The organism is Variovorax sp. CAN15 (genome assembly GCF_030462475.1).
Taxonomy (GTDB): domain Bacteria; phylum Pseudomonadota; class Gammaproteobacteria; order Burkholderiales; family Burkholderiaceae_C; genus Variovorax.
Window position 1 is genome coordinate 78,185 of the sequence record NZ_JASMRZ010000006.1, and the last position, 11,176, is coordinate 89,360.

14 protein-coding genes are annotated in these 11,176 nt (G+C 65.4%); 9 read left to right on the plus strand and 5 right to left on the minus strand.

All coding sequences use genetic code 11. The features are described from left to right. Positions 1-75 precede the first annotated feature (75 nt). The 4 genes from QMO14_RS07140 (at position 76) to msrA (ending at position 2,697) form a co-directional block, all read left to right on the plus strand. A complete protein-coding gene (locus QMO14_RS07140; RefSeq protein WP_301505678.1) occupies positions 76-720 on the plus strand; it encodes a cytochrome b/b6 domain-containing protein in 645 nt (214 codons plus the stop codon). Beyond that, entirely contained in the window at positions 717-1,508 is a 792-nt protein-coding gene (locus tag QMO14_RS07145) for a molybdopterin-dependent oxidoreductase (RefSeq protein ID WP_301505679.1), read from the plus strand. The genes QMO14_RS07140 and QMO14_RS07145 overlap by 4 nt, the downstream gene beginning before the upstream one ends. Positions 1,509-1,621: 113 nt before the next feature. Then, a complete protein-coding gene (locus QMO14_RS07150) occupies positions 1,622-1,873 on the plus strand; it encodes a pentapeptide MXKDX repeat protein (RefSeq protein WP_301505680.1) in 252 nt (83 codons plus the stop codon). A 119-nt stretch (positions 1,874-1,992) separates the two neighbouring features. After that, positions 1,993-2,697 (plus strand): peptide-methionine (S)-S-oxide reductase MsrA, encoded by a 705-nt coding sequence (gene msrA / locus QMO14_RS07155; RefSeq protein ID WP_301505681.1) that lies wholly within the window; start codon positions 1,993-1,995, stop codon positions 2,695-2,697. Between the two features lies 1 nt (position 2,698). Here the strand turns inward: msrA and QMO14_RS07160 are convergent, their stop codons facing one another. From QMO14_RS07160 to QMO14_RS07170, 3 genes are read right to left on the minus strand one after another with little or no spacing between them, the layout of a single operon-like run. Continuing rightward, a complete protein-coding gene (locus tag QMO14_RS07160; RefSeq protein ID WP_301505682.1) occupies positions 2,699-3,997 on the minus strand; it encodes an acetyl-CoA hydrolase/transferase family protein in 1,299 nt (432 codons plus the stop codon). Positions 3,998-4,005: 8 nt separating this feature from the next. After that, positions 4,006-5,019 carry a class I fructose-bisphosphate aldolase gene (locus tag QMO14_RS07165; protein WP_301505683.1) on the minus strand — a complete coding sequence of 338 codons (1,014 nt, stop codon included), beginning with the start codon at positions 5,017-5,019 and terminating at the stop codon, positions 4,006-4,008. A gap of 48 nt (positions 5,020-5,067) precedes the next feature. Next, positions 5,068-6,240: an FAD-binding oxidoreductase gene (locus tag QMO14_RS07170; RefSeq protein ID WP_301505684.1), complete on the minus strand. Its 1,173-nt coding sequence runs from the start codon at positions 6,238-6,240 to the stop codon at positions 5,068-5,070. A 47-nt stretch (positions 6,241-6,287) separates the two neighbouring features. Here QMO14_RS07170 and QMO14_RS07175 point away from each other — a divergent pair, with 47 nt between their 5' ends. Continuing rightward, positions 6,288-7,193 carry a LysR substrate-binding domain-containing protein gene (locus QMO14_RS07175; RefSeq protein WP_301505685.1) on the plus strand — a complete coding sequence of 302 codons (906 nt, stop codon included), beginning with the start codon at positions 6,288-6,290 and terminating at the stop codon, positions 7,191-7,193. Here the strand turns inward: QMO14_RS07175 and QMO14_RS07180 are convergent. After that, the gene (locus tag QMO14_RS07180; RefSeq protein ID WP_301505686.1) at positions 7,190-8,218 is read right to left on the minus strand and encodes an aldo/keto reductase; all 1,029 of its coding nucleotides are present in this window, start codon (positions 8,216-8,218) and stop codon (positions 7,190-7,192) included. The two genes, QMO14_RS07175 and QMO14_RS07180, sit on opposite strands and share 4 nt — an antisense overlap. A gap of 32 nt (positions 8,219-8,250) precedes the next feature. Here QMO14_RS07180 and QMO14_RS07185 point away from each other — a divergent pair, with 32 nt between their 5' ends. The 4 genes from QMO14_RS07185 (at position 8,251) to QMO14_RS07200 (ending at position 10,257) form a co-directional block, all read left to right on the plus strand. Further along, positions 8,251-8,385: a hypothetical protein gene (locus QMO14_RS07185; RefSeq protein ID WP_301505687.1), complete on the plus strand. Its 135-nt coding sequence runs from the start codon at positions 8,251-8,253 to the stop codon at positions 8,383-8,385. A 103-nt stretch (positions 8,386-8,488) separates the two neighbouring features. Then, on the plus strand, positions 8,489-9,160 hold the full coding sequence (locus QMO14_RS07190; RefSeq protein WP_301505688.1) for an N-acetylmuramoyl-L-alanine amidase: 672 nt from the start codon (positions 8,489-8,491) through the stop codon (positions 9,158-9,160). Then, positions 9,157-9,705 (plus strand): hypothetical protein, encoded by a 549-nt coding sequence (locus tag QMO14_RS07195; protein WP_301505689.1) that lies wholly within the window; start codon positions 9,157-9,159, stop codon positions 9,703-9,705. The genes QMO14_RS07190 and QMO14_RS07195 overlap by 4 nt, the downstream gene beginning before the upstream one ends. Positions 9,706-9,789: 84 nt before the next feature. Beyond that, positions 9,790-10,257 carry a GNAT family N-acetyltransferase gene (locus QMO14_RS07200; RefSeq protein ID WP_301505690.1) on the plus strand — a complete coding sequence of 156 codons (468 nt, stop codon included), beginning with the start codon at positions 9,790-9,792 and terminating at the stop codon, positions 10,255-10,257. A 63-nt stretch (positions 10,258-10,320) separates the two neighbouring features. Here QMO14_RS07200 and QMO14_RS07205 read toward each other — a convergent pair whose 3' ends face one another. Then, the gene (locus tag QMO14_RS07205) at positions 10,321-10,662 is read right to left on the minus strand and encodes a hypothetical protein (protein ID WP_301505691.1); all 342 of its coding nucleotides are present in this window, start codon (positions 10,660-10,662) and stop codon (positions 10,321-10,323) included. Positions 10,663-11,176 lie beyond the last annotated feature (514 nt).

Genomic DNA, 11,176 nt, shown 5'->3' on the forward strand with positions numbered 1-11,176 from the left:
GGATTCCGGAGTTATCACGATTAATTGAACTTTGCGTGATGAATCGGCCATGGGGTGCGCCCAACAATCCGCCCCATGAACAGCACGACAGCCATCGCCACTCCCGCCGCACCGGCCAAGGCCGGCCCGGTACACCCGCTGTGGATGCGCATCTCGCACTGGCTCAACGCGCTGGCCGTGGTGATCCTGGTGACCAGCGGCTGGCGCATCTACGACGCCTCGCCCTTCTTCCCCTTCACCATTCCCACCGTGGTCACGCTGGGCGGCTGGCTCGGCGGTGCCCTGCAGTGGCACTTCGCCGCGATGTGGCTGCTGGTGGCCAATGGCCTGTTCTACCTGTTCATGAACATCGCCACCGGGCGGCTTGCCGCCAAGTTCTTCCCGCTGACCCCGGCCGGCGTCTTGCACGACGCGCTGGCGGCGCTCAAGGGCCAGCTCTCTCACGCCGACCCGCGCCGCTACAACAGCGTGCAGAAGCTGGCCTACCTGTTCGTGATGCTCGACCTGATCGTGATCGTGCTCTCGGGCCTGGTTCTGTGGAAATCGGTGCAGTTCCCCGTGCTGCGCGAGCTGATGGGCGGCTACGAGTCGGCCCGCCGCGTGCACTTCTTCTGCATGGCCGCGATCGTCGCCTTCGTGGTCGTGCACCTCGTGATGGTGGCCCTGGTGCCCCGCACCCTCCTCACCATGATCAGCGGCGGCAAGCCCGAAGCCCGATGAAAATCTTCAAAGCCCCCACCCTGAGCGGCATCGACGGCGACGCCGTGCTGCGCGAAGCCCGCACGCTGATCTCGAAGAAGCTCGACGAGCCCTCGCGCCGTGTCTTCCTGCGGCGCTCGCTCACGCTCGGCGGCCTGTCGCTGCTCACCGGCTGCAGCATCAGCGACAACGCGCAGGTGGAAGCCGCGCTCACGAAGATCTCGCGCCTCAACGACAAGGTGCAGGGCCTGATCTTCAGCCCCACGCAGCTCGCGCCGACCTACACCGAGGCCGAGATCACGCGCCCCTTCCCCTTCAACGCCTACTACGGCGAGGACGAGGTGCGCGAGGTGGAAGAAGCCAGCTATCGGCTCGAAGTGACCGGCATGGTCGCCGACAGGCACGCCTGGACGCTGGCTGAACTGCGCGCCATGCCGCAGCAGGAGCAGATCACGCGGCATATCTGCGTGGAAGGCTGGAGCGCCATCGGCCGGTGGGGCGGCGTGCGCTTCGCCGACTTCCTGCGCCACATCGGCGCCGACCTGACGGCCAAGTACGTGGGCTTCAAGTGCGCAGACGACTACTACACCAGCATCGACATGCCCACCGCCCTGCATCCGCAGACGCTGCTGGCGCTGAGCTACGACGGACAGCCCTTGCCACCCAAGTACGGCTTCCCGATGAAGCTGCGCATGCCCACCAAGCTTGGCTACAAGAACCCGAAGCACATCAAGGCGATGTTCGTCACCAACACATATTCCGGTGGCTACTGGGAAGACCAGGGCTACAACTGGTTCGGAGGGAGCTGAGGGGCCACACAAGCCGCTCGACTGCCGAAGAAAGCGCGAGGCCACGTCCCACGGGAGCAGGCCGATTTTCAGAAAACTCGATCAACCAACCTCAACTCAGGAAGACACGTCAAATGAACAAGCTCACCGCAACCCTGCTCGCCACCTGCATGGCCTTCGCCGGCGCCTCGGCCTTTGCCGCCGACGAAATGGCGAAGGACGGCATGAAGAAGGACTCGATGGCCAAGGATTCCATGTCCAAGGACGGCATGAAGAAAGACTCGATGGCCAAGGATTCCATGTCCAAGGACAGCATGAAGAAGGACTCGATGGCCAAGGACGGCATGAAGAAGGACGCCATGGGCAAGGACGAGATGAAGAAGTAAGCGCCCTTCGATCCTCCGGCAACTCGCCGCCGACGCCATTGACGCCGCAGCGATTCGGCGTCAATGTCCCGGCGGCGGTTTCGCTGCCGTCGAAACCTTCCCCCAAAGGAACCCGCACCATGAAGAAATCCTTCGCCCTTACCGCCGGCTCGCTTGCTGCCGCAGTCCTCGTCTGGCACGCAGCGCCCTCGTTCGCCGAAACTGCCCGCCGCGTGCCCGCGCCCACCGCGGACCTTGTGGCGCCACCGGCCGCGAAGACCGAAACCGCCGTGTTCGCCGGAGGCTGCTTCTGGGGCGTGCAGGGCGTGTTCCAGCGTGTCAAGGGCGTGAGCAATGCCGTCTCGGGCTATGCCGGCGGCGAGGCGAAGACTGCCCGCTACGACGAAGTCGGCTCGGGCCGCACGGGCCATGCCGAGTCGGTTCGCATCACCTACGACCCGCAGCAGATCAGCTACGGCAAGCTGCTGCAGATCTACTTCTCGGTGGCGCACGACCCCACCGAGCTCAACCGCCAGGGTCCGGACACCGGCACCCAGTACCGCTCCACCGTGTTCGCCGAGAACACCGAGCAGGCCCGCATCGCCAACGCCTACATCGCGCAACTCAACCAGGCAAAGACCTTCGGCAAGCCGCTGGCCACCACCGTCGAGACGGCCAAGCCCTTCTACGCGGCCGAGGACTACCACCAGGACTACCTGACGCTGCACCCGAACCAGCCCTACATCGCGATCAACGACCTGCCGAAGATCGACGACCTGAAGAAGCTCTTCCCCGAGAGCTACAAGGCCACGCCCTCGCTGGTGAAGGCGGCCAGGGCGGGCTGATCTACAGCAGCTTCAGCAGCCTGGCCTGCTGCGTCAGCTGCGCCCTGAAGTCCGGGTGCGCGATGCCGATCAGCTCGCGCGCCCTTTGTTTTGCCGACTTGCCGCGCAGCTGCGCCACGCCGTATTCGGTGACCACGTAGTCGATGTCGTTCTTGCTCGTGCTCACGTGCGTGCCGGGCGAAAGCGAAGGCACGATGCGCGAGATGGTGTCGCCCTTGGCCGTCGAGGGCAGCACGATGAAGGCCTTGCCGCCGCGCGAGCGGTTGGCGGCTCGCACGAAGTCCGACTGCCCGCCCGTGCCCGAGTACGGCGCATGGCCCAGGCTTTCGGAGCCGCACTGGCCCAGCAGGTCGATCTGCATGGTCGCGTTGATGGCGATCAGGTTGTCGTTCAGCCCCGCCAGCGCCGGGTCGTTGGTGAAGTTCACCGGGTGCATCTCGAGCGCCGGGTTGCGGTCCATGAAGCGGTAGAGCTTGCTCGAACCCAGCGCGAAAGTCGCGATCGATTTGCCCGGCAGGTAGTTCTTGCGGCGGTTGGTGACCGCCCCGCACTCCACCAGCTTGAGGATGCCGTCGCCGATCATCTCGGTGTGGATGCCCAGGTCGTGCTTGTGCGTGAGCTGCATCACCACCGCGTCGGGAATGCCGCCGTAGCCGATCTGCAAGGTCGAGCCGTCGTCGATGAGCTCAGCCACCTGCCGGCCGATGGCCTCCTGCACCGGGCCGATCTTCGGCAGGCCGACCTCCATCACCGGCGCGTCGCTCTCCACCAGCGCCGCCACCTGCGAGACGTGCACGTGGCAGGCGCCGTAAGCGAAGGGCACGTTCGGATTCACCTCCAGCACCACCGCGCGCGCCTTGGCGACCGCCGCCATGGTGTAGTCCGCGCCCAGGCTCAGGGCGAAGTAGCCGTGCGCGTCCATCGGCGAGGCCATGCTGAAGACCACCTCGGCCGGAATCTGCCCGCGCCCGATCTGCGCCGGGATCTCCGAGAAATAGTTCGGAATGAAGTCGATCCAGCCCTCCTGCCCGCCCGCGCGGGTGGCCCCGCCGAAGAACAGCGCGACGTGCCGCACATGCTCGACGGTCTCGGGGTCGATGTAGGCGTACTTGCGCATCGCGAGGATCTGCGCAACTTTCACGTCGCGGAAATCGCGCCGCAGCTCCGACAGCGCCGTGAGCAGGGAGGGCGGCTCGCCCACGCCAGTCGGCACGATGATCATGTCGCCGTCGCGCACATGGCGCACCGCATCGGCGGGGGACGCCAGCTTCTGGCGGTACAGGTCCTGTGGATTCGTCATGCCCGGTTCTATGCCTCTTCCTTGTATTCGCCGCGGCGTGCGGCCCGGTTGGCACTGGTGCGCTGCACCAGCGCCTTCTGCGCCACGGCCACGTTGGCCGCGTCGCCCTTCCATGCATCGAGCGCGGGCTGCTGCACCGCGCGCGAGAACGAGAAGGTCAGCGCCCATGGCAGGCGCGACCTGTAGCGAGTGTTCATTTCATTGAGCCGGGCCGAAGCCAGCCGCGCCGGCTGGCCGCCCGAGAGAAAGGCCACGCCGGGCACCACGGCCGGCACGGTGCGCATCAGGCACTGAACCGTCGCTTCGGCCACCGCCTCGACGGAATCCTGCACCGCCGCCTTCAGCCCCGGCAGCACCATGTTCGGCTTCAGCAGCATGCCTTCGAGCAGCACGCCCTGCGCGCGCAGTTCGGCGAAGGTGCGGTGCAGAACCTCCTCGGTGACCTCGGCGCAGCGTGCGAGCGAATGGCCGCCGTCCATCAGCACCTCGGGCTCGACGATGGGCACCAGCCCGGCTTCCTGGCACAGCGCCGCATAGCGCGCCAGTGCGTGTGCGTTGACGCGGATGCAGGCACGGCTCGGCAGGCCGTCGCCGATGGCGATCACGCCGCGCCACTTGGCGAAGCGCGCGCCCATCGTCGCGTATTCGGCCAGGCGCTCGCGCAGGCCGTCGAGTCCTTCGGTGACAGTCTCGCCGGGATGGCCGGCCAGCGGCTTGGCGCCCGTGTCGACCTTGATGCCGGGAATGATGCCGGCGTCGGCCAGTGCCTTCGCGAATGGCTGGCCCGCGTTGGTCTTCTGCCGGATCGTCTCGTCGAACAGGATCGCGCCCGAGATGCTGTCGGCCAGGCTCGGCGCGGTGACGATCAGCTCGCGCCAATCGCGCCGCGCCGCCTCCGTCTGCGGTATGCCGAGCGCGGCGAAGCGCTTGTTGCAGGTGGCGTTGCTCTCGTCCATCGCGAGCAGGCCTTTGTCGCCGGCGACGAGCGCGCGGGCGGTGTCGATCAGTGTTCGTTCAGTCATGGCTGGCACCTCTCTGGCGGGCATCGTACGCCCGTGCCCCCGCCCCGGCTAGATCACGTTCTTCTCGAGCAACGGCCTGTTCTCGAGGATTCGCTCGAAGGACACCGGCGAGAGATCAAGGCTGCGGTACTCGCCGAAGCGGATCAGCTCCGCCACGCCGCGTCCCGCCGCCGGGCACTGCTGCAGGCCATGGCCCGAGAAACCGTTGGCGAAGTAGAGGTTGTCGCAGTCGGGGTGCAGGCCGAGGATGGCGTTGTGGTCGAACACGTTCATCTCGTAGTAGCCGGCCCAGGCACCGGTCATGCGGATGGCCTCGAAGGCGGGCACGCGCTCGGCCAGCGCGGGCCAGATGAAGCTGTCGAAGGCTTCGTATTCGACTTCGAGCGGCGCGTCGTCCAGGTCCTGGTCTTCCGGCGGCGCGAAACCGCAGATGAACTGGCGACCCTCGGGGCGCAGCCAGATGCCGGAGGKGTCGATCACCAGTGGGCAGCCGGGAAGCGTCTCGGGGCAGGAGAAACTGAACACGCTGCGGCGGCGGCCGCGCACCGGCAGGTCGATGCCGGCCCATTGCGCGACCTTGGCGGCCCACGCGCCAGCGGCGTTGACGACGATGTCGGCTTGCAGCGTCTCGCCGCTGTCGAGCTGCACGCCGGTCACGGTGCGGCCGTTGCGGCGCAGCCCCGTCGCATGGGCCTGCACGTAGCTCACGCCCAGCGACACCGCTTTCTTGCGAAAGGCCTGCAGCAGGCTGTAGCCGTCGTACCAGCCCTCGCCCGACAGGCCGAGCGAGGCGAGTTCGACGCCTTCCGTCGACATCCACGGAAAGCGCGCCCTCAGTTCGTCGGGCGTGAGAAGCGCCACGTCCACCGCGTGCGCCTTCTGCATCGCGTGATTCTCGCGCAGCACGTCTACGCCGGCCTGCGAGGCCAGGTACAGGTAGCCGGGCTCGACGAGGCCGATGTCGGGCACGTCGTCGCCCACGCGCAGCGTCTCGCCGAGGTTGCGGAAGAAGTCGATGCCGTAGAGCGACATCCGGATGTTGATGGCGGTGGAGAACTGCTGGCGGATGGAACTGGCCGACAGCGCGGACGATGCCTGCCTGTACGAGAAGTCGCGCTCGACCACCGTGACCTCGAAGCGCTCTCCATCGGGGTCGCGGGTCAGGAAGTAGGCGATGGCGGAGCCGATGGCCCCGCCGCCGATGATCACCACACGGCGCATGACTTGCCTTTCTTTGTTGCCCGGCGCACGCACGCAGAATAGCGCCGATGAGAAAAGACATTCCCAACCTCGGCGCGCTGCAGGCCTTCGAGGCCTCGGCGCGGCTGGGCAGCTTCACCCGCGCGGCGAGCGAACTCGCGCTCACGCAAAGCGCCGTCGGCCGGCAGGTGGCCATGCTGGAGCAGCGCCTGGGCGTGCCGCTGTTCTCGCGCGTGCGGCGCCGCCTCACGCTCACCGACACGGGACGCGAATACGCGGCGCGCATCCGCCGCCACCTCGACCAGATCCGCCGCGATACGCTGGAGATCAGCGCCGGCCACGAGATGGGCTTCGTGCTGGAGCTCGCGGTGGTGCCCACCTTCGCCACGCAGTGGCTCATACCGCGGCTGCCGGAGTTCAGCCGGCTGCATCCGAACATCACGGTGAACCTGTCGGCGCGCTCGCAGCCCTTCTCCTTCCAGGAGAACGCCTACGACGCGGCCATCTACTTCGGCGACCAGTTCTGGCCGAACACGCGCGGCGGGCTGATCTTTTCCGAGGGCGAGATGGTGCCCATCTGCAGCCCCGCCTTCCGCGACGCGCACGGGCCGTGGGACGAAGCCGGCTTCGAGCGCTGCCGCCACGTGCACCTGAGCACCCGTGCCCATGCATGGCGCGACTGGTATGCACAGCAGGGCTGGGAATACACGGTGCATGCCTCGCGCGGGCCGCGCTACGAGCTCTTCACCATGGTGGTGGCGGCAACCGCCGCCGGCATGGGCGTGGGCCTGGCGCCGCGCATCCTGATCGAGCACGAACTGCGCACGGGCGAACTCTTGATTCCGGTGGACCGGCACCTCGACGTGCCCCAGGGCTACTACTTCGCGTATCCCGAAGGCCGGCCGGCCTCCGGGGCGCTGGAAGACTTCAAGCGCTGGGTGCTGGGGCTGACACCCGGCCAGAAAAGACGCTAGACCGGATTCGGGTTGCGCTCCAGGAAGCCCTGCTGGTGCCAGTAGGGATAGGCCCGCGTCGTCGCGCTGGCCGCGTCGAGCTCTGCGACCTGCCCGGGCGTGAGGTTCCAGCCCACCGCGCCGAGGTTCTGCCTCAGTTGCGCCTCGTCGCGAGCGCCGACCACCACACTGGACACCGTCGGTCGCTGCAGCAGCCAGTTGAGCGCCACCTGCGGCACCGTCTTGCCGACTTCGGCGCCGATCTTTTCCAGCGCATCGACCACGCGGTACAGCAACTCGTCGGGCACGGGAGGGCCCATGTCGGCCGTCACGTGCAGCCGGCTGTTGGCGGGCAGCGGCTGGCCGCGGCGGATCTTGCCCGTGAGCCGGCCCCAGCCCAGCGGGCTCCACACCACGGCGCCGATACCCTGGTCGATGCCCAGTGGCATCAGCTCCCACTCGTAGTCGCGGCCGACCAGCGAGTAGTAGGCCTGGTTCGCGACGTAGCGCGCGAGGCCGTGGCGCTCCGACACGGCCAGCGACTTCATCAGGTGCCAGCCCGAGAAGTTCGACACGCCGATATAGCGCAGCTTGCCCGCGCGCACCAGGTCGTCGAGCGTGGAGAGCGTTTCTTCCACCGGCGTGCTCGCATCGAAGCCGTGGAGCTGGAACAGGTCGATGTAGTCGGTGCCCAGGCGCTTGAGCGAACCATCGACGGCCTGCACGAGATGGTGGCGTGACGAGCCAACATCGTTCGGGCCCTCGCCACTGCGGAAAGTGGCCTTGGTGGAAATCAAGAGACTGTCGCGCGGCCGCCCCTTGATCGCCTCGCCGAGCACAGACTCGGCCGCGCCGGACGAATAGATGTCGGCGCTGTCGAACATGTTCACGCCGGCTTCGAGACAGATGTCGATGAGCTTGCGCGCTTCGGCCACGTCGGTGCTGCCCCACGCGCTGAAGAACTCGCCCTTGCCCCCGAAGGTGCCGGTGCCAAAACTCAACACGGGAACCTTGAGGCCGGATTTGCCCAGATGACGGTATTCCAAAGTGATGCTCCTTGGTGCTTGAGGAATTCGGGATGAAGAAGGTCCGGCAGGCCAGTCGGCCTGCCGCGCGGCCATTGTTGGATGTCGCGCTCAACCTTGCGCCCGGATGGGGTTTGCGCAACGAGCCACAAATGGTTGACGAAGACATCACCCAGTTCACTTTTTAAGCCTTTAGCATGCGCCGCGAGGCCGTGGCCCCGCGCTCATCCGACGCGCGAGAACCGGCTTCAGCAGAACCGATAAACAACGAATCTTCAGGGAGGAAAACCCATGCTTGTCGAAATCGACAAACACGGAATGGTCAGTCACGCGCGCGTGAGGCATGCGCGCAGTCCGCAGATCGAACGAGGGAAACGCACCGCCGCCATCACCGGCATCGTCGTGCACCAGACCGACGCCGATACGCTGGAGTCATCGCTGAACAGCTACAGGAACCCCAAGGCCAATGGAGCGCACTTTCTCATCGACAAGGATGGGACGATCTATCAGACGGCGGCGATTTATCAGAGGACGAATCATGTGGGGCCGTTGAGGGCGAGGTGCTTGGTGATGAAGACGTGCAAGCCGGACGATTTCCCGAAGAAGGGAGGAGCAGCGGCGATGCATCGGATCGAGATGCAGAAAGCGCCCGGTGATCGTTATCCGGGCAACATGGAGGCCATTGGGATCGAGATGGTTGGCAGGGCCAGGCTGCCGGAAGGGTTCAAACCTACCCTCCAACAAAAGAAAAGGAACCTGACTCCCGAGGAGATACGGGGGGAATCCGCAATTTTCCCAACACCGACTGCCGCCCAGAATCAGTCTCTATCATGGCTTGTCGGCGTGCTCCGGGATTCAATACAGGTTGAATCAAGCGAGGTCTTTCATCATCCTGAGGTCAGCAGGAAGAACCCAACCGAGGCACAAGGCGCGAATTGGAATCTGGCGGTGCCAACACCATGATCAGAATCAGCACCCTCTTCATGGCACTGGTCGCAGTAGTCACCACAGTCCCGGTTCAAGCCGCCGACAAACGATATCCAGTCAGTTCCGTAACCAGGATCGAGATCGTCGAACCCTCCAGCGCAACCGCCTGGGAAAACAAGGACTTCCTGGATTGCTCGGACGTCATCCTGACCGAGGAGGACGTGCGCTACGCGCTGCAGCACATCCGCAGAGTCTCCCGGAAGTCCTACTTCAGCGAGTACACAGAAAGAACCGGCTGCTCGGGCGGTGCATCGGTCACCTTCAAGAATGGAAAGATCATCGTCATCGGCATCGAACCGACGGGACGAATCAACCTCTTCGAGGTGGACGAGAAGCTTGAGCCCACCAAAGCGCCGGAACGCTTCTACGAATGCCAGCCATGCAAGGACCGCAAGATGGCGCTTCTGAAAGACGCGCTGGACCGAGCAGACGAGCGACGGCTCAGGAAGCTGGAAGCACAGGGAAAGATCCCTCCTGGCGAAGCCGAGCGCCGGCTGAAAAACCTGCGCGCCAGCCGCTGACCGCCCTCGTCCAACCCGCTGCGGCGGGTTTTCTCTCGACCCGCCCATCGATCCACTGCCCTATCGGCTGGATAACATCCGCCGATGCGAATCTCCCTCGAAAGCCCCGCCCAGCCCGACGTCATCCAGCTCATCGACGACCTCGACGCCTACCAGAAGCCGCTCTACCCGCCCGAGTGCCACTACGGCATCGACATCGCGGCCCTGTCGGCGCCGAACGTGCTGTTCGCGGTCGCCCGCGATGGCGAGGGCACGGCCGTCGGCTGCGGAGCCATCGTGATGGAACCCGACTTCGGTGAGCTCAAGCGCATGTACGTGCGGCCGGAGAACCGGGGGCAAGGCGTCGCGGCGAAGGTGCTCGGTTTTCTCGAAGGCGAAGCGGCGGCACGCGGCTGCGTGGTCTTCAGGCTGGAGACGGGCGTGAGCCAGCCGGAGGCGCTATCGTTCTATGCGCGTTCGGGGTACAAGCGGCGGGGGCCGTTCGGGGACTATCCGGACGATCCGTTGAGCGTGTTCATGCAGAAGGATGCGGCCCGGCTCAAAAATGCCTAGTTGGCTCGCCAAGCCCGACAGCGGCAAGCAGGAGGTTGACGATGAGCCGGGCGGCGTAGGCCGTTAGTTGGCGGCTGCCATAAACGCGGCACGCACTGCATGTGCTGCCTTGTCGATGACTTCGACGCGGCGCTCCATTTCCTCATTCACCAAGCGAAGGAGCGCGCTCAGTTCGGTCCGCGTCGGGTCAATCTGCTCCGTATCGCTCGCTTCGAGCGGCGCGAGGAGCTTTTCAAGGCACACATAGGCGCACAGCACCTCACGAAGACTGTCCGCATCGTCGCAAGCCTGGAGTGTCAAGGACTCGACGATGCTGGACTTCAATTCGCTCGGCTCGCCGTCGGCGACGGGATCAGGTTTGGAGTGAACGGGATGTCGCGCGGACGCGTGGGTAGACACAGCCATGAATGGCCTCCAAGAGGTGCGATTTGCAAAAACCGCCGCACCCAACGCCAATTGGAGGCGGCGACTCGAACGGGTTGGCGTACCGGGCACCTCTTGCGAGAACCGGCGAGCCTCGCGGCTCCCCGCCCGAGCCGCCAAAAAGGAGGCACGAACGACAAAGCCGCAGAGTCTCTGCGGAAATCTGCGGCTTAGATCGCAGAGGTGCTTTTGGGACGCCAATCCCAAGCACGTCTTTTTTTGACGTGCGGCGGGCAGTGTATCGCTTGAGCCGAGACCCCACCGCGGCGTGGCGGCTTGGAAAATGAAGCTATCGAGTCGGTGCAACAAGCTTGAGCAACGCGTTCGCAGATGCGCAGTGTTCCCAATCTCGGCATGTGGCATCGCCCGACAACAGTCGCCTGGCAACAGCCGTCCGAAGATGCTCAAAAGGCATGCTGCGCAAGCCCTCTGCAGCGGTCATCGCAACATCTGGAGGGCCGGCTGCATACATATCGACAAGCAGTTCCGACTCCCT